We start from the raw sequence: 16,109 nt of genomic DNA, 5'->3' as shown, positions 1-16,109 counted from the left end.
ATCGATGTAGTAAAATGAATATTACTTTTGAGATCGTTGCCATTGCACTAGCCATTTATCTAGTTGGTTAGCGAACTGTTGACGATCGTTTTGATTCAAAGGCGCTGGTCCACCGGTTTGGATACCACTGCTACGCATCGTTTCCATAAAATCACGAATATTTAGACGCGATTTTATGTTCTCTTTGGTAAACAACTCGCCGCGAGAGCTAAGCGCATGCCCACCTTTGGTGATCACTTCATCTGCAAGTGGAATATCACTGGTAATGACCAAATCCCCGGTTTGAGAGCGTCTAACAATTTCATTGTCTGCGACATCAAAACCAGCCTCAACTTGAACCATGGTGATATTGCTCGCCGCTGGCGTGCGAATAAATTGATTGGCAACTAACGTTACCTCTACTCCAGTACGCTGCGCAGCTCTATACAAAATGTCACGAATTACAACCGGACAAGCATCCGCATCAACCCAAATTTTCATCTTAATCTCTCTTTCTTGGCGTGAGCGTATTGTAGCGACAAATTTCCAAATTAGACATGGAACTCTAGCAAAATAGAATTCCACATGAGAGCGACAGGTATTTATATACCAGCACTATAACCTCACTCCAACGTCATCGACCCAACCTAATTGATGTTAATTCGCCTCTAATAGCTCAAAGCAGGCAACGAATTGAAAAAATAAGGGCAACAAAACACATCACAATAAGCATATATACACATGATTTTGATGAATTTATCAATATAAATACACATATCTCTACAATGAATCACACTTTAAGCGTGATTTAGATCACGTTAGCAACTCAAATCTAACCATTTTACTTTTTGATCCGGCAAATCCACTGCTAATCTCCCGCCCCTGTCCATTGATGGGCAATCACTATAAGGAGTGTTCAAAATGAATACCAAGAAACCGATGTCGCTAACCGGTCGTGTCATTCTAGGCATGGTAGCGGGTATCTTGACAGGCTTTGCGATTAGAGCCTTATTTGCAGATAATGGATTTGTTGACGAATACGTAGTAAATGGATTATTTGAAGTTGGCGGTAAAATTTTCGTTGCCAGCTTAAAGATGCTTGTTGTGCCACTAGTGTTCGTTTCACTAGTTTGCGGAACCAGCTCTCTCAAAGACCTTTCCACCTTAGGTCGTATGGGCGGCAAAACCCTTGCTTTCTATATCACAACCACGGCAGTCGCGATCACACTCGCGCTCACCATGGGTACTCTATTCCAACCAGGTGCAGGCGCAGACCTAACCGCCGCTGGAACATTTAGCTCAGCGCAAGCTCCCTCTTTAGGTCAAGTGATCATAGATATGTTCCCGACCAATCCAATAAGTGCGATGGCTGAAGGGAAGACACTGCAAGTGATTGTATTTGCGGTGCTGTTCGGTGTTGCAATAAGTGCGGCAGGTAAACCGGGCGAACGCATTGCCGATTTCTTCGCCGATCTTAACGAAGTGATCATGAAGTTGGTTGCTATTTTGATGAATCTCGCACCATTTGGCGTGTTCTTCTTAATGGCAAAACTCTTTACCGACATCGGTCTGGGCGCCATCATTAACTTAGCAGAGTACTTCTTAGTGCTGGCAGGGACACTGCTCCTACATGGTTTGGTCACCTACAGCGTGATGTTGAAAGGCTTTACAGGTCTAAGCCCAATTACCTTCCTACGCAAAATGGAAGATGCGATTATGTTCGCCTTCTCAACCGCTTCCTCTAATGCAACAATTCCAGTAACGATGGAAACAGCCAAACATCGCATGGGGGTTGATAACCGCATCTCATCATTCACTGTTCCACTTGGGGCAACAGTGAACATGGATGGCACGGCGATCATGCAAGGCGTCGCGACGGCCTTTATTGCTCAAGCATTCAACATAGATCTAACCATGACGGATTACCTGATGGTGATCATGACAGCGACGCTTGCCTCTATTGGCACTGCCGGTGTTCCGGGAGTTGGATTGGTGATGTTAGCCATGGTTCTTAACCAAGTAGGGCTCCCTCTTGAAGGTATTGCACTTATTATGGGTGTAGACCGACTGTTGGATATGATTCGAACTGCCGTGAACATCACTGGCGACAGCGCTGTCACTATTATTGTCGCAAAATCTGAAGGTGCGCTAGACGAAGCCAAGTTTAATGATCCTGAAGCTGGAGTGGCGGAAGAAGAAGTGCATCTAAAGCGCGCTGATGCTTAAGGTACTCACCTAGCCTGCTTGTTCATTAAATAAAAATCCACCTTTGATAAGGTGGATTTTTATTTTAGCCTTCGACAAATCTGCTAATCATTACTCTGTCATCGAGTGCCACTTCTCACGCGCTTTTTGTTCATGCTGCTCGGTAATGGCACTACCAACTGAGTTTGCCGCTAGAGTTAGTGCCGCCATATCATCAGTAAAGCCCACACCTGCCATCACATCTGGCACCATGTCGGTTGGCAAAACAAAGTACGCCAATGCACCACCAAGAACGGCTTTATGACGAACTGATGTATTGGAGTCGACAACGGCTAACCAAGACTTGATCCCCATAACCGCTATATCTTCACCCACTTTCTTGGCTGACTGGGTCATCTTACGCCAAAAGGTTCGCTCATCTGGCGCCGCTTCTAATTGCGTTAACTCTGCCTCTAGGTTTGGCTGAGAAATTGTGCTTAATACAGCGGCATTATTTTGAATTAACGAAGTCATCGTTAGCTCCTCATGATACGTAATCACTCTCTAATCCCCCTTTCTCGCACGAGATGGGAATTGAGAGATAGCTTTATATCTCACATAGTAAAACAGCTAAGATGAACACAAAATTAACGCTGGTTGTTTCCATGTATGATGCAGTAAATCATGCAATAAGTGACATCATCATATTTGGTGCTGAGACTTTGTCGACAGATAAAAAAATCCCCAAACCTAAGTCTGGGGGTTTAGTCTGATGCAGTGGAAATCAGTTTAATATCTATACATCATACGGAATATGACAGATTTGATTTCGTCCCTGTGATTTTGCTTGGTACAGAGCACTATCTGTAAGTTTCATCAGCTCATGAGCATCACTATCGACGCCTTTTGGACAAGTCAAAACACCTATACTCAAAGTCACCTTGTGACTAATTGCAGATTTGGCATGAGGCATATTAAGCGCATCAATGGATGTTTGAATTTGACTCGCCAACGCCAAAGCCATTTCCGGAGTAGTGTCACTCATCAATACGACAAACTCTTCACCACCATAACGCGCAACAAAATCATGTTGTCGACACTGCTCCTTAATGGCCTTAGCGACAGCCTTAATGACATGATCACCAGCCGCATGCCCATAGAAATCGTTATATCTCTTAAAGCTATCAATATCGAGCATGAATATTGCTCGCATCTGAATGGATATTGGCGGCGAATTCCATACTCTAAGATATTCATCGAATGCCCTACGATTTGATATTGATGTAAGACCATCCGTTGTACTCAAGGTCGTCAACAAAGCGTTTAACTGAGTAATCTTTCTATTTTTTGACTTTAGCATCCAAACAAAAAGGATAAGAGTTAACAGAACAACCGCCAAAAAGGTGAACATCCATTTTGAACGCTCTGTACTATATTCTAACTCAGCGATACGACCCTGTTGCTTCTTACTTTCAAACTGACTATAGATGTATTGCGAATATTGTTCGTTTATATCCAACTTCTGCTGACGCTGTAATTTACTCTCTTCTTCTAAGTGTCGTAACGCCAACGCTAATTTTTTCTGAGCTAGATAATCTTGGTAAAGTTTACGATGAATACTGGCTTCCAAATAATACAAATCACGAATTATAATTTTGCTCTCTGCTGATTGATGATATTTAACCGCTTCATCAAAATCTTGTCTGAGATAATAGACATCCCCAAAAATCATGTCTAATGTGACATCAAACTGATATACCCTCGCGTGGTACTCCCCTTCGTGCCTTTCCTTAGCGAGTTTTATTAGTCGCAGTGCTTCGCCAGCATCACCAATGCGTCGTGCATAGTCAGCTTGCATTGCATAAAGATAAGTTTGGTAATGCTGCTGAACGCTAGGAGTTTCTATTTTCTTGAGTTGTGTTTCAGCCTCGATAAGGACTTCGCCAGCTTTAAAAATATCGCCAGCTTCAGTATATGCCGCATACAGTTTGATTAGTATATAGTGCAATCTTTCAGGGTTTTCTTTATCGCTTTTTTGATTGTATTCAATAACTTTATTGAATTGTTTTATCGCTTGGTGATAGTTACCATTAAACAAATAATCAATGCCAACATCGGTCATCATAAACTGTATTTGATCATCATCATTGCGCTCTAAGCTGACTTCAATAGCCTTCACTTTTAGGTTAGTCCCTTTTACAAACTGACGAGCATTCCAATAGGCAGTACCAAGATAATAGTAAATGTCATCAATCCTTTGATATTCTATTGCCGATGCCTTCTGGTATATATCTTCCCAAAAGATCACCAATTCATCGCTACTACTTTCTTGATGTGACAACTCAAAGGCACGTTTCATAAAATAGGTGATAAAAATTTCATTGTGCGAGCCATTATATTTTTCAAATAAAGACGCAACTTGTTCAAAACTATTAGTCGATGCCTCAACCTTATTCTGCTTTATTTGCGCTAAACTCAAATTGAAATAAAGCTTTGCTCTCAATTCGATAGAAGTCTCATCATTTAATAAACTCACAGCGCTAAGGGCATGCTCTTCCGCTCGTTCAAACTCGCTCTGCCTCAGAGCCTCATTTGCAAGTATCCAATGACTCAACAAACGAGTCTCGCGATGACTGGAAGCGAGCCAAGCCTGTAAATCAGGCTCAGATAAATAGGTCGGCAGTTCTTGAATCGCTTCCGTGGCACGATGTTGAAGCAAAATAGGCAAGTAGCGCTCTAGCGATGTTGGCAACGCATTTTCGTTGCGTGTGGACTCAACCCCATATTCATCAGATAAAACATATAGAGTCAGCAGTATTAAAAAAACTGCTGAAAAAATCGAAATTGCCTTCTTTATAAAATTCATAAACTTAGCCAAATGATTAAATTACATGCTATTAATTAATACGCTGGTTAGTCTTATACATGAGAATCGCCATAAAAAACATGTTGCATACTGTAAAGTGCAGTGCTTCATCACAGATAAATTCGCTTCCTTTTAGTTCGTAAATTCTCCCGGGCATGCCTGGGGTACTTAGCGTCATAATTCTAAAGAGTTCTCCAAAATAACTCCGCTTTACGATGATCATTTAGGGCTCTGCATTCATCCACGGTTAAACTCGTGATTTTCTGTATTTACAGATAAAAAAAATCCCCAAACCTAAGTCTGGGGATCTGATATTAAGGGGAACTGTGACTAAATTTTATTGCGCGATTTTCTCAAGCACACGTATCAACATACGGATACGGGGCTCAATTGAATCCAATTGTAGGTACTCTTGATCACTGTGGAATCCCGCACCAATAGGACCAAAACCATCAAGCGTTGGTACACCCAAAATCGCGGTGTTGTTAGCGTCTGAACCGCCACCCACTTCTTTCCAGTTGATCGCAATATCAAGCTCAGCCGCTGACTCTTCAACCAAGCTCATCAAGGCTTGAGTTTGCTCATTTGCTACCATCGATGGTTTATAAGCTTCACGCTCTAGCTCAATGGTCACACCGTCAACGAACGGCGTTTCCAGCATCGCTTTCAACTTAGCATCGACTTCGTCATACTCGTCATTGTTCCAGAAGCGTACATCAACTACCGCTTGAGCATATTCAGGAACAATATTGGCACCCGCACCACCAGAAACCACACCAACATTTAGCGTTGTACCAGACTCAAAGTTGGTCATTGCATTAATAGCAAGAATCCAGTTTGCCATTTCAGTAATCGCACTGCGACCATTCTCAGGATCATTGCCCGCATGCGCAGCAATGCCTTTAAAGCAAAGCTTGTAGCCAGCTAAACCTTTACGAGCTTTAACTAAACCACCATCAGCGCGCGCCGCTTCTGCTACTAAAACATTACGTGCATCTTTTGCCACTGATTGAATCCAATCCACAGAATCAAGTGAGCCTGTTTCTTCGTCTGGGTTCATACAAATGCAAATAGACAGCTTATCAAGAACCGCTTGGTCCAGATTGCGCATAGTGTAAACAATGTTTAGCAAGCCAGACTTCATATCTGATACACCCGGACCGTATGCTTTATCGGCGTCCGTTGTCATTGGACGTGCAGCTGCGGTTCCAACAGGGAAAACGGTATCCATATGACCAATCAGCATCACATCAATCACGTCCGCTTCTGGCTTGTTACGGATCTCTAAACCAACACCCGCTTTACCACAGTCAACACGCTTAACTGTCCAACCCGGCATTTGCGAAAATTTTGCTTCAAACTGGGCAGCAATGTATTCAATGCCTTCTAGAGTGTAAGTGCCGCAATCCACATCAATCAGTGGACGCAGCTCTTCTAGATATTCGTTAAGTGAAAAGTTCATCGCCTGTCCTTACACAAAAAGGTTCATAACTAGCATTGCACCAAACGCATTTAGTACAGAAATAGCGATCATCACCGGAAGGTAACGACCTTCTGTGCCGATAGGACCCATGATACGACCCATGTACTGTACTTGAGAGCCCATTAGGTAAATAGCAGGAGCAAGAATAGCAATGTGAGCGCCGTTTAGAATGCCTTGGTCAAATAGAGTGATAACCACACCAACCGCACCACCCATCGACATCCACGCGCCGATCAATACTGCTGCTGCTTCACCAGGAAGACCAAATACCGCCATGATTGGGGCAAAAACAGTACCCATAAGATCAAGAGCACCCGTAATTTGCAATGCTTTGATGATAACAAACGCCATCAATACGTTCGGTACTGTAGAAGTCGTTGCAATGACCCAACCTTTCTTCGCACCTTCAACGAAAATGTCTGTCACCATAGGTTTTTTCGCTTTAACTTCGCTCATTTTGCCGTCTCCTGTTGTAAACCTTGTTCTTCGTTTTTGTCTTCTTTACCTTCGGTGATATTTAAGTAAACGCGGAATAAGTTAGCGCCCACAAACTTAAAGAAGAACATCACAGCAACAGCCAGACCAATTGAAGATGACACGGCTAGGGAACCATCAGCCAGTGTTAAAGTGAATAGCACTGCACCTGACGAGAAGAAGTTAACAATTGCAGCACCTGCGGTGAACTGGAACATTGTGAATACGTCAGTTTCACGCTTAGTTAAACGACCTTCATCTTTTAACTGACGTGTCATAGCCGCACCGGCATCAGTACTTTGTAGTGATGCAATAAGTGCAAGACCTGAACTACCAGGAATACCCATTAGCGGACGAAGAAGAGGAGAAAGCAGTTTACGCGCCGCATCAAGAGCACCGTAATGCTCAAGAACATTAATCACACCTAGAGCAAACATCACGGTTGGAATTAGAGTCAATGCAAAAATGAAACCATCACGAGCACCACTACCACCTTTACCACGGAATGATGTCGTTACCGCTTCAACACCCTCGGCAGTTTCCTGTACACCATGAGCGACTTTACCGAATGAGCCATTTAGCGTGGTGAAATCAAACACGCCATACCACTCACTAGATTGCATTAAGCCCGAGAAAAACACGACAGCAAAAGCCAACGCAACGTAGCCCCCCCACGTCACCTTTCGTTCAATTTGGTTAGAACCAGACATTTTTACACCTTATTATTATAAATAGACCATGACTGCTACACATCTTCTGCTGTTAACTTATTCTATAAAAGCACTTCAATTTCAGCGTAGATTTGTAATTCTCACGGATTTTGTGGTAATTCCCGTGCTAGAAATCTGATCCGCATCAATACGACACTAAATCTGCTCACTCAATACAAATTAGAATCTTATTTTGTGATAAGTAGCATAAATAGCTTATAGCTCCACTCACAGCCAATAACATTGCACATCACAAATATTCATATAATTGTTAACATTTGTTAATAATCAGAATGATTCAGTCTTATTCCACCTACCTCACAAACAAATTTGTAAAAGGTCTCTAGAATGTCGCCAGTTTCTTAATTCGCGTCGAACCCATTAATGCCTAAATAACAATGCTTAATCAGACTGACCGATAATAATACGCGTGCAGCAAGCAGTGAGACTGCATCAATAATCTTGGGTTTGAGCGCTGGAACAATTTTTAATTTTTCAAATTTTCAAGGAGTTGAAGTAATGAAAAGTCTATGGGCCATTTTTTTCGGTCTAATATTTTTGCCCTATTCCGCTTTTGCGGCTAGCAGCGATGTCACCCCTCTCGATCTTACCCATTCTACTGTCGGCTACGCTGCTCTACTTATCTTTGGTCTTGCTTACACCTTAGTAATGCTCGAAGAGTATCTGCAATTACGTAAGTCCAAACCCGTGCTGCTCGCAGCCGGGATAATCTGGGCAATGGTCGGGTATGTTTATTCCCAGCAAGGGCAAATCGACATAGCGAAAGTTGCCCTCGAGCACAACTTACTTGAGTATGCTGAGCTATTACTCTTCCTCCTTGTCGCAATGACCTACATCAGCGCGATGGAAGAACGCAGATTATTTGATGCCCTACAAGCATGGATGGTAGGTAAAGGCTTCAACTTCAAAGCGTTGTTTTGGCTTACTGGTATACTCGCTTTCTTTATTTCCCCAATCGCAGATAACCTAACCACGGCGTTATTGATGTGTGCCGTTGTAATGAAAGTCGGTGGGGATAATACGCGCTTTATCAACCTTGCCTGTATTAACATCGTTGTAGCAGCCAACGCCGGCGGTGCATTTAGCCCGTTTGGCGATATTACGACATTGATGGTATGGCAAGCGGGGCATGTTTCATTCTCTGAATTTATGCCGTTATTTACGCCTTCGGTAGTCAGTTACATTGTGCCAGCGGTCATAATGTCGATGTTCATACCTAACGCGAAACCCAATGTGGCACATGTTCACGTTGAGCTGAAACGTGGCGCTTTGCGTATTGTTGGACTGTTTATTTTGACTATTGCAACAGCCGTTGCCTTCCATGCGGTACTGCATTTCCCACCAGTAATCGGCATGATGATGGGCTTAGCTTATCTTCAATTCTTTGGCTTTTTCCTGCGCATTACGCTTAAGCGTTCGTTAGCCCGTAAAGCCCAAGTAGCCATTGCCAACCGAGATGATCTTGCTCTCAAGCGCTTAGGTTCCGTGGTACCATTTGATGTATTCCGCCGAGTCTCTCATGCCGAGTGGGATACACTGCTGTTCTTCTACGGGGTCGTGATGTGTGTTGGCGGGCTGAGCTTAATTGGCTACCTAAACATGGTATCTGAGATCATGTATTACCAATGGGATCCAGTTTGGGCCAATGTCATGGTGGGGATTCTTTCCGCCATCGTCGATAACATCCCAGTGATGTTTGCCGTATTGACCATGCAACCTGAAATGTCGATGGGCAACTGGCTATTGGTGACTTTAACCGCCGGTGTGGGTGGTAGCCTACTCTCTATTGGTTCCGCTGCGGGGGTTGCACTAATGGGCGCTGCTCACGGCAAATATACCTTCTTTGGGCATTTAAAATGGGCACCAGTCATTGGTTTAGGCTACGCCGCAAGTATCATGACTCACCTATGGCTTAATAACGGTCTATTTTAGACGTATCCCGCTCTAATCTATGATTCTGCTGGTTAGTATTTACCTAGCCAGCAGCTACCCTCCCAGCTTAATCAGGACAAAACCGCTAACTTCGACAATACTCAATAGACCTGTGTAATTCTAAGAGGTCAGCTATGAATCGAATTCCCACATTTATTGCGCTACTGAGTCTGTTGCTTCTTTCCCCTTTGGCACACGCCGATAACCATGCAAAACATAACCCCAAAATGCTTGACGAATCCAAAGATAAAATGATGGATAAACAGCAGCAATTAATGAAAGAAAACAAAGATCGTGTAAAGAAAAACAAAGGCAAAAATGACTTAGATTATCACTGCTCTGAACAAGGACAACAACACGGAAAATGTGACGAATTGAAGGACAAAATGAAAGACAAACAGCACAATAAACAAGAGATGATGAAAGATAAACGCCCCGACAAATCCAAAGGGATGAAGGACAAATACAACAAAGAAAACAGCTAGCGCTTCATGTAGACCAACTTCATGGTAAACTCTGCATAATATAAGGAGCTGTCATCTCAGCTCCTGCGCCTTTTCAATACAGAGTAAACCCATGCCATTTGCAAAACTCGGCTTAAGCCAACCTATCACAGACGCGATTGACCAGCTTGGTTACACCAAGCCGACTAATATCCAAACTCAAGCCATTCCTGTGATTCTACAAGGGCAAGACCTACTTGCCGCAGCGCAAACAGGTACAGGTAAAACTGCCGGTTTTGTGTTGCCAATTCTAGAAAAGCTTAGCCAAGGTGAAACTCAGCGTAAAAAGCGCATTCGTGCTCTTATTTTAGCGCCAACTCGTGAACTTGCGATTCAAGTTGAAGAGAAAGTACGTCACTACAGCCAAAACCTAAAATTGACGTCACTGGCAATTTACGGTGGTGTGGATGAAAAACCGCAGAAGCAAGCGTTGATCGACGGTGTCGACGTGCTTGTAGCAACCCCAGGTCGTTTGCTGGACCTATATGGCAAGCATGCCGTTCACTTCGAAGAAGTTGAAGTGCTTGTGCTTGATGAAGCAGACCGCATGTTAGATATGGGCTTTATTGAAGACATCAATAAGATCCTAGATCGCCTCCCAACTGATATTCAGCACTTGCTGTTCTCGGCTACACTCTCAAACAAAGTGCGCGATCTGGCTAAAACAGCGGTTCACAACCCATACGAGATCTCAATTGCGGCAAACCAAGCTTCGAAAAAGAACATCGAACAATGGCTGATTACCGTTGATAAAGATATGAAATCATCGCTATTGAGCCACCTGATAAAAGAGAACGATTGGGATCAAGCACTGATCTTTATTGAAACTAAACATGGCGCAGCAAAACTGGCTCAACAGCTAGAAAAACGCGGCATCATGGCAGAAGCTTTCCACAGTGGTCGTAGCCAAGCGATTCGTTCACAACTATTGGAAGACTTCAAAGCAGGCAAAATCAAATACATGATCGCCACTGGTGTCGGTGCGCGTGGTATTGATATTCACGGCTTAACACGTGTGATCAACTACGATCTTCCTTTCCCTGCTGACGAATATGTACACCGTATCGGTCGTACTGGTCGTGCGGATGCAAGCGGTGAAGCGATCTCATTTGTATCGAAAGATAACTTCAAAAACCTATGCATGATTGAAAGCCGACTGGGTCACCTGATCGAACGCCGTGAAGTTGAAGGTTTTGCGCCACGCAAACCTGTACCGATTTCAATCTTAAACTACGTGCCAAAACACAAACGCAGTGATAACGAAGCTTAATGAGCCACGAACACTTTAAAGGCAAGTACGAAGTCGAACTCAAATATCGAGTGAGCTGTAAGGACGCGTTTTTACGCGTCCTTAACACGATTGAGCATCAAGTGATGTTGGAAGATAACTCAGAAACCGATTGGTATTTTGATACGCCGGACCTGAGCTTAAAGCAGCAGAACAAGACTGTTTCGATACGAGAGATGGAACCTTCAGGGATTAAGCTATGGATAGTTAAAGGTCCAGAAGCAGACCGCTGTGAAGCAACGGATATTACCAAGTCCGACAGCGCAAAAAGTATGTTGGAAAACATGGGTTATCAAGTCAGGTTAACCACCCGAAAAGTGCGCAGCATCTACTTTGTTAACCAGTTCCATATCACACTTGACCACCTCGCAGGGATTGGTGATTTCGCCGAATTTGCCATCATGACCGATAACGAAGGTGCGCTTGAGCAATATCGCTCAGAGCTGCAATCTCTGGCGGCTAATTTTGGTTTAGGCGAACAAGATCTGGAACATCACTCTTACCTCACAATGTTCGAGCAATACGCTGAGTTAACAACATAGATCAAATCAATTCGCGGCTAGTGCCATTACACTTTCTGCTCATAGACATTGAAAGGATTCAAATGTGTTTAAGTGTGGGCATTGCCGTCAATTTACTCGCGCGCGTGAGAACGAAAAAGATCTTTGTGGGGCATGGCAGCAGCCCACCCTCGCTACCCGTGAAGCATGTGGCTATTTTATGCCCAAACAACCCCTTTTTAATCCCGCGGACTATCATCCAACGACCAAAGAAAGCTAACTTTAACTCATTGAATATCGATATTCTCTAGTTTCAGCAGAGCCGCTTTACGCTCTACACCGCCAGCATAACCAGTTAACTTACCATTTTTGCCAATCACTCTATGGCAAGGCACAATCACTGAAATCGGGTTTTTGCCATTGGCTAAGCCGACCGCACGTACTGCTTTTGGATTGTTAATGGCGTCAGCCAGTTGCTGATAAGTCCAAGTTTCACCAAACGGAATGGTCGTCAACGCCTGCCACACTTGAGTTTGAAATGGGGTTCCTATGGCAGCCAGCGGTAAATCAAATCGGTCACGAATACCGTTGAAATACTCGTCTAGCTGTACTTTCGCCGCCATGAGTATTTCAAATTGATCATCGCGCTCGCCTAAATACTCAGGTTGAGTAGTTTGCGTTTCAAACCAAGCACCAAGCAAGCCAACATCATTCGCTTGCAAAGTCATTTTTCCAAGTGGGGTGTCGATAATAGAAAAGCGTTTCATCCCGCATGACTCCATAAATGAAAAGTGGCGTAACTGCCAAATGGCGACACATTTTGCGCCGTCAACTGAGTAAAGTGTTGCCGTGCTTTTTTCACCACCAAATCCCCCTCTAAAAAGCGGTCTGGTTCAGAGAGACCACGCAACGCTGCATAGTTAATAGTCCAAGGACCAATACCTTTTAACGCCAGCCACTGCGCAAAGTCCGCTTCAGGCTCTGAGGCGATCAACTGTGCAAAGCGTCTCAGCGTTTCTTTACGACTTTGCGGCATTTTCAAAAAGCTCAAATCAGTATTGACTAACTCTTGTGGTGTCGGGAAATGACTGACATTCTCGCCTTGCAGTGTCGAAACGAGCAAATTGAGCTGATTTATCGCCGCTTTTATTGAGACTTGCTGCCCTAATATTGCACGCACGCCAGCCTCCCATGCGCTCCATACTCCCGGCATTCGAATCCCAGAGCGAATCACTACACCAGGCTGTATCGCTTCTAGATGCTGCTCAACAAATTCAATATCCACATCAAGGTCGAACATCCTTCTCACTTGCACAACAAGCTTCTTCAGTTGTGAGACATCCTCAAGCTCAAACTCCAGTAAGACTTTATTTGGCTTAGTTCCAAATACAACTTTAAACCACGCTTGAGTATCATCAATCGAGACATATCTTTGGTAACTATTGTCATCGATGATCTCTAACCCTTTTATCGATCTTAAACGATAAAAATCGAGTGTGTATTGCCAGTCATAGCCACCTCGGTAGCTGAGTTCAATAAGTTGATGATTCATTACACTACTCGCGTCTCGTTTAAGCTCACTTGGGGTTAAATTTAGCGCTTTTTTAAAAGCATCATTAAAGCGACGAGTACTATTAAAGCCGCTTGCAAAACCGATATCAGTCATACTCATGCTACTAGAATGCAGTAACTGTTTTGCAAACATTAACTTGTGATACAAATCGTACTGCTTAGGTGACATACCTAAATTCTTTTCAAACAACTGACGAAGATAACGGTCACTAATTCCTAGACGTTCCGATAACTGCACGAGTGAAGTACGTTGTAATTCCCCCTGCTCAATAAACCTCATCGCCCGTTCATAGGTGGTTTGAGTACCTCGCCACGCCCAAGAATTTGGTGCACTGTCAGGGCGACAACGCAAACATGGACGATAACCAGCCTGCAAGGCTAATGCTGCATCGGTAAAATATTCGACATTCTCCTCCTTTGGGAGGTTGGCAGGGCAAATAGGTCGGCAAAATATTTTAGTGGTCTTCACGGCAACAAAAAATCGCCCATCAAAACGGGCATCCCGCGCCTGCCGAGCAAGTTGATACTGCTCAGGTGTCGGTGACATATCACCTCCTTACTCGATACTTATCTTCAGTGTAACGTGATTAGGAGGTTATATTCGCCATTTTCGGAACTTAATACTAAAGAATAGGTTTGTGTCAAATTTTCTAAACCGTATTGCTTATTGAAAAAACGTTGACTAGCTTTGTTTAGGGGATGGATCCCTACATTAGAGTGAAAAACATAACATACAAAAGGACGTTGGCTATGAACTTACATTCTTGCACCATCACGCTGAGCGACGAATCAACTCTCATTTGTAAAACCGTTGAACAATCTCTGGGTATTATTGAATACCATGGTCCGTCAAATATTGAGAGTGTGTTTATTGATACCACAGATGGCAAAGGGATCAGCTCGTATAAAAACCTCTCCCTTGAAGAGTCTATTGAAAGCCTAATGAGCCTTTAGCGTGTTAACTCGACCAAGCAACCTGTGCGGTGAGGATTATCACCGATAGAGACTGACCAGCCGTAGCCGTTGCACAAGCGCTCCACAATCAGTAAGCCGAGCCCATGTTCCGATTCTGTCTGAGTGGAATACTCCACACCAGTATCGACAATACGTATCGTGTTAGTAGAAACCGACACATCAATATGCCCTTGCTGAGTAAACCGCACCGCATTGCTCAATAAATTGTTTAAGATCATCGCCGATACAGCCGGAGGCATATTGATAGTAGTCTCTGGAACTAGATGTGAATTTAGCGTCACGTTTGCTGCGGTTTTTCGTTCAAAAGTACTGATATCCAGCTCTTCGCCCACAACGAGCCGCTCTTGCAAATCACTGGTTGCGTTTAAAGGTGATACGGTGACATCCACTTGGCTTGGCGATCAAGAAGTCGATATACGTCTGATTTTGGACAAGAACTTTCGGGCGCTTAAAACGCTCAATACCACAAAAATCTACACCCTTGATGGCAGACATGTACCACTTAGCCGCTTAGCTACCGTTGAAAACATTGAAGCGCCTCGACTAATTAAACATTACGATGGCGAGCGCGAGGTGACGGTGACAGCTCAAATCAGCGACGATAGTGTGAGCCCTGTCGAACTCTCTAACCAATTGCTCACGCAACTCGACGGTCAGTACGCCCGTAATATTTCAATTAATGTGGGGGGAAGCTGAATGTTGTTTGTTATTCCAGCTCTGTACGCACTGTTTTTTACGACAAACAAACCTTAGATTTGGTGAAGGTATTCATCTTGTTCAAATTTTTTGAATACCTTCATCTAAGCTAACGGATTTTTTAACGTTCAATCGTCACTTAAACTACGTTACATAAATTAACGACAAGTTCAAAAATTTGGAGCATCCACATGACAACCTTAGTACTTAAATCAAGCATTCTTGGCGAATATTCTCAATCTAACCAACTGATTGATGCTGCTTTAGCAGGGAAGTCAAACCTGATAGAACGTGATTTGGCCATCAACCCTATCCCTGTTTTGGATATGAATGTGGCGACTGCACTGCGTAGTAATGGAGATGACCTAGCGCCGGAACTTAAGGCGATTCTTGACCTGTCTAACCAACTGATCGATGAACTAAAAGCCGCTGATCAAATCATCATTGCAGCACCGATGTACAACTTTATGGTACCGACTCAGCTTAAAAACTGGTTCGATATTATCGCCCGCGCTGGCGTAACTTTTACCTACACAGAAAATGGTCCGGTCGGTTTGATTGAGAATAAAAAAGTGACGGTGGTGACCACTCGAGGCGGCATGCATAAAGATAGCCCTCGTAACTCGATTGAGAGTTATGTGAGCACCATGCTTGGTTTTATCGGCATTACCGATGTGAATTATGTTTACGCTGAAGCACTTAACATGGGTGATGAACCCGCACAAACTAGCCGAGATCAAGCACTTAAAGAGCTGGTTGAACTGATTTAATTTTTAGACTAATCCCTGCTTTCAAATTTCAGTCCTTAGTCTTAACGGAATGCGGCACATGCCCATTCCGTTTTTTTATTCATCAGCCATGGTTTCAAAGACCACGCAGTAAAATAAAGAAGGCATAAAAAAACCACCTCAAATACTAGAGATGGT

At 43.6% G+C, this 16,109-nt stretch carries 16 protein-coding genes and 1 pseudogene; 8 read left to right on the top strand and 9 right to left on the bottom strand.

Translation table 11 applies throughout. The annotated features are described in order from the left end of the window. Positions 1–21: 21 nt before the first annotated feature. On the bottom strand, positions 22–480 hold the full coding sequence (locus H2O73_RS03270) for a YaiI/YqxD family protein (protein WP_182106469.1): 459 nt from the start codon (positions 478–480) through the stop codon (positions 22–24). A 420-nt stretch (positions 481–900) separates the two neighbouring features. Here H2O73_RS03270 and H2O73_RS03265 point away from each other — a divergent pair, with 420 nt between their 5' ends. Next, on the top strand, positions 901–2,205 hold the full coding sequence (locus H2O73_RS03265; protein ID WP_182106467.1) for a dicarboxylate/amino acid:cation symporter: 1,305 nt from the start codon (positions 901–903) through the stop codon (positions 2,203–2,205). A gap of 90 nt (positions 2,206–2,295) precedes the next feature. Here the strand turns inward: H2O73_RS03265 and H2O73_RS03260 are convergent, their stop codons facing one another. The 5 genes from H2O73_RS03260 to H2O73_RS03240 form a co-directional block, all read right to left on the bottom strand. Beyond that, positions 2,296–2,697, bottom strand: a complete 402-nt coding sequence (locus H2O73_RS03260; RefSeq protein WP_182106465.1) for a YkvA family protein — start codon at positions 2,695–2,697, stop codon at positions 2,296–2,298. 262 nt (positions 2,698–2,959) lie between these two features. Next, a complete protein-coding gene (locus tag H2O73_RS03255; protein WP_182106463.1) occupies positions 2,960–5,029 on the bottom strand; it encodes a GGDEF domain-containing protein in 2,070 nt (689 codons plus the stop codon). A 337-nt stretch (positions 5,030–5,366) separates the two neighbouring features. Next, positions 5,367–6,491, bottom strand: a complete 1,125-nt coding sequence (locus H2O73_RS03250; RefSeq protein ID WP_182106461.1) for a M20 family metallopeptidase — start codon at positions 6,489–6,491, stop codon at positions 5,367–5,369. A gap of 9 nt (positions 6,492–6,500) precedes the next feature. After that, positions 6,501–6,968, bottom strand: a complete 468-nt coding sequence (locus tag H2O73_RS03245; protein WP_182106459.1) for a YjiG family protein — start codon at positions 6,966–6,968, stop codon at positions 6,501–6,503. Then, positions 6,965–7,696, bottom strand: a complete 732-nt coding sequence (locus H2O73_RS03240) for a nucleoside recognition domain-containing protein (RefSeq protein WP_182106457.1) — start codon at positions 7,694–7,696, stop codon at positions 6,965–6,967. Before H2O73_RS03240 ends, H2O73_RS03245 begins: the two co-directional genes overlap by 4 nt. Positions 7,697–8,215: 519 nt before the next feature. Here H2O73_RS03240 and nhaD point away from each other — a divergent pair. The 4 genes from nhaD to cyaB all read left to right on the top strand — a co-directional run bounded on the left by nhaD (position 8,216) and on the right by cyaB (position 11,982). Then, positions 8,216–9,649 (top strand): sodium:proton antiporter NhaD, encoded by a 1,434-nt coding sequence (gene nhaD, locus H2O73_RS03235; protein WP_182106455.1) that lies wholly within the window; start codon positions 8,216–8,218, stop codon positions 9,647–9,649. A gap of 134 nt (positions 9,650–9,783) precedes the next feature. Beyond that, the gene (locus tag H2O73_RS03230; RefSeq protein ID WP_182106453.1) at positions 9,784–10,134 is read left to right on the top strand and encodes a hypothetical protein; all 351 of its coding nucleotides are present in this window, start codon (positions 9,784–9,786) and stop codon (positions 10,132–10,134) included. Positions 10,135–10,225: 91 nt separating this feature from the next. Then, entirely contained in the window at positions 10,226–11,422 is a 1,197-nt protein-coding gene (locus tag H2O73_RS03225) for a DEAD/DEAH box helicase (protein WP_182106451.1), read from the top strand. Continuing rightward, a complete protein-coding gene (gene cyaB, locus H2O73_RS03220) occupies positions 11,422–11,982 on the top strand; it encodes a class IV adenylate cyclase (protein ID WP_182106449.1) in 561 nt (186 codons plus the stop codon). The genes H2O73_RS03225 and cyaB overlap by 1 nt, the downstream gene beginning before the upstream one ends. A 245-nt stretch (positions 11,983–12,227) precedes the next feature. Here the strand turns inward: cyaB and H2O73_RS03215 are convergent, their stop codons facing one another. Next, positions 12,228–12,707 carry a methylated-DNA--[protein]-cysteine S-methyltransferase gene (locus H2O73_RS03215; RefSeq protein ID WP_182106447.1) on the bottom strand — a complete coding sequence of 160 codons (480 nt, stop codon included), beginning with the start codon at positions 12,705–12,707 and terminating at the stop codon, positions 12,228–12,230. Continuing rightward, entirely contained in the window at positions 12,704–14,059 is a 1,356-nt protein-coding gene (locus tag H2O73_RS03210; protein ID WP_182106445.1) for a DNA-3-methyladenine glycosylase 2 family protein, read from the bottom strand. The genes H2O73_RS03215 and H2O73_RS03210 overlap by 4 nt, the downstream gene beginning before the upstream one ends. Before the next feature lie 203 nt (positions 14,060–14,262). Here H2O73_RS03210 and H2O73_RS03205 point away from each other — a divergent pair, with 203 nt between their 5' ends. Then, complete coding sequence (locus tag H2O73_RS03205; RefSeq protein WP_182106443.1) at positions 14,263–14,466, top strand: hypothetical protein; 204 nt, start codon at positions 14,263–14,265, stop codon at positions 14,464–14,466. Here the strand turns inward: H2O73_RS03205 and H2O73_RS03200 are convergent. After that, complete coding sequence (locus tag H2O73_RS03200) at positions 14,463–14,705, bottom strand: sensor histidine kinase (RefSeq protein WP_246335841.1); 243 nt, start codon at positions 14,703–14,705, stop codon at positions 14,463–14,465. The genes H2O73_RS03205 and H2O73_RS03200 overlap by 4 nt on opposite strands. A gap of 139 nt (positions 14,706–14,844) precedes the next feature. On the opposite strand from H2O73_RS03200, the pseudogene H2O73_RS03195 reads away from it, so the two are divergent. Together H2O73_RS03195 and H2O73_RS03190 are read left to right on the top strand one after the other, a co-directional pair. Continuing rightward, positions 14,845–15,177 (top strand): annotated as a pseudogene (locus H2O73_RS03195) (efflux RND transporter permease subunit); the annotation flags it as partial. 197 nt (positions 15,178–15,374) lie between these two features. Next, positions 15,375–15,953, top strand: coding sequence for an FMN-dependent NADH-azoreductase (locus tag H2O73_RS03190; protein ID WP_182106439.1), 579 nt, complete (start codon positions 15,375–15,377; stop codon positions 15,951–15,953). The last annotated feature ends 156 nt before the right edge of the window (positions 15,954–16,109 follow it).

It is taken from the genome of Vibrio marinisediminis, assembly GCF_014050145.1.
In the GTDB taxonomy this organism is placed as follows: Bacteria; Pseudomonadota; Gammaproteobacteria; order Enterobacterales; family Vibrionaceae; genus Vibrio; species Vibrio marinisediminis.
The sequence above is the reverse complement of the archived record's forward strand: the minus strand, read 5'-3'. Positions and strand labels throughout refer to the sequence as shown.

Excerpts from the sequence above, each read along its gene's own strand:
- H2O73_RS03270 (WP_182106469.1), bottom strand. The coding sequence starts at position 480 with ATGAAAATTTGGGTTGATGCGGATGCTTGTCCGGTTGTAATTCGTGAC.
- H2O73_RS03265 (WP_182106467.1), top strand. The coding sequence starts at position 901 with ATGAATACCAAGAAACCGATGTCGCTAACCGGTCGTGTCATTCTAGGC.
- H2O73_RS03260 (WP_182106465.1), bottom strand. The coding sequence starts at position 2,697 with ATGACTTCGTTAATTCAAAATAATGCCGCTGTATTAAGCACAATTTCT.
- H2O73_RS03255 (WP_182106463.1), bottom strand. The coding sequence starts at position 5,029 with ATGAATTTTATAAAGAAGGCAATTTCGATTTTTTCAGCAGTTTTTTTA.
- H2O73_RS03250 (WP_182106461.1), bottom strand. The coding sequence starts at position 6,491 with ATGAACTTTTCACTTAACGAATATCTAGAAGAGCTGCGTCCACTGATT.
- H2O73_RS03245 (WP_182106459.1), bottom strand. The coding sequence starts at position 6,968 with ATGAGCGAAGTTAAAGCGAAAAAACCTATGGTGACAGACATTTTCGTT.
- H2O73_RS03240 (WP_182106457.1), bottom strand. The coding sequence starts at position 7,696 with ATGTCTGGTTCTAACCAAATTGAACGAAAGGTGACGTGGGGGGGCTAC.
- nhaD (WP_182106455.1), top strand. The coding sequence starts at position 8,216 with ATGAAAAGTCTATGGGCCATTTTTTTCGGTCTAATATTTTTGCCCTAT.
- H2O73_RS03230 (WP_182106453.1), top strand. The coding sequence starts at position 9,784 with ATGAATCGAATTCCCACATTTATTGCGCTACTGAGTCTGTTGCTTCTT.
- H2O73_RS03225 (WP_182106451.1), top strand. The coding sequence starts at position 10,226 with ATGCCATTTGCAAAACTCGGCTTAAGCCAACCTATCACAGACGCGATT.
- cyaB (WP_182106449.1), top strand. The coding sequence starts at position 11,422 with ATGAGCCACGAACACTTTAAAGGCAAGTACGAAGTCGAACTCAAATAT.
- H2O73_RS03215 (WP_182106447.1), bottom strand. The coding sequence starts at position 12,707 with ATGAAACGCTTTTCTATTATCGACACCCCACTTGGAAAAATGACTTTG.
- H2O73_RS03210 (WP_182106445.1), bottom strand. The coding sequence starts at position 14,059 with ATGTCACCGACACCTGAGCAGTATCAACTTGCTCGGCAGGCGCGGGAT.
- H2O73_RS03205 (WP_182106443.1), top strand. The coding sequence starts at position 14,263 with ATGAACTTACATTCTTGCACCATCACGCTGAGCGACGAATCAACTCTC.
- H2O73_RS03200 (WP_246335841.1), bottom strand. The coding sequence starts at position 14,705 with ATGATCTTAAACAATTTATTGAGCAATGCGGTGCGGTTTACTCAGCAA.
- H2O73_RS03190 (WP_182106439.1), top strand. The coding sequence starts at position 15,375 with ATGACAACCTTAGTACTTAAATCAAGCATTCTTGGCGAATATTCTCAA.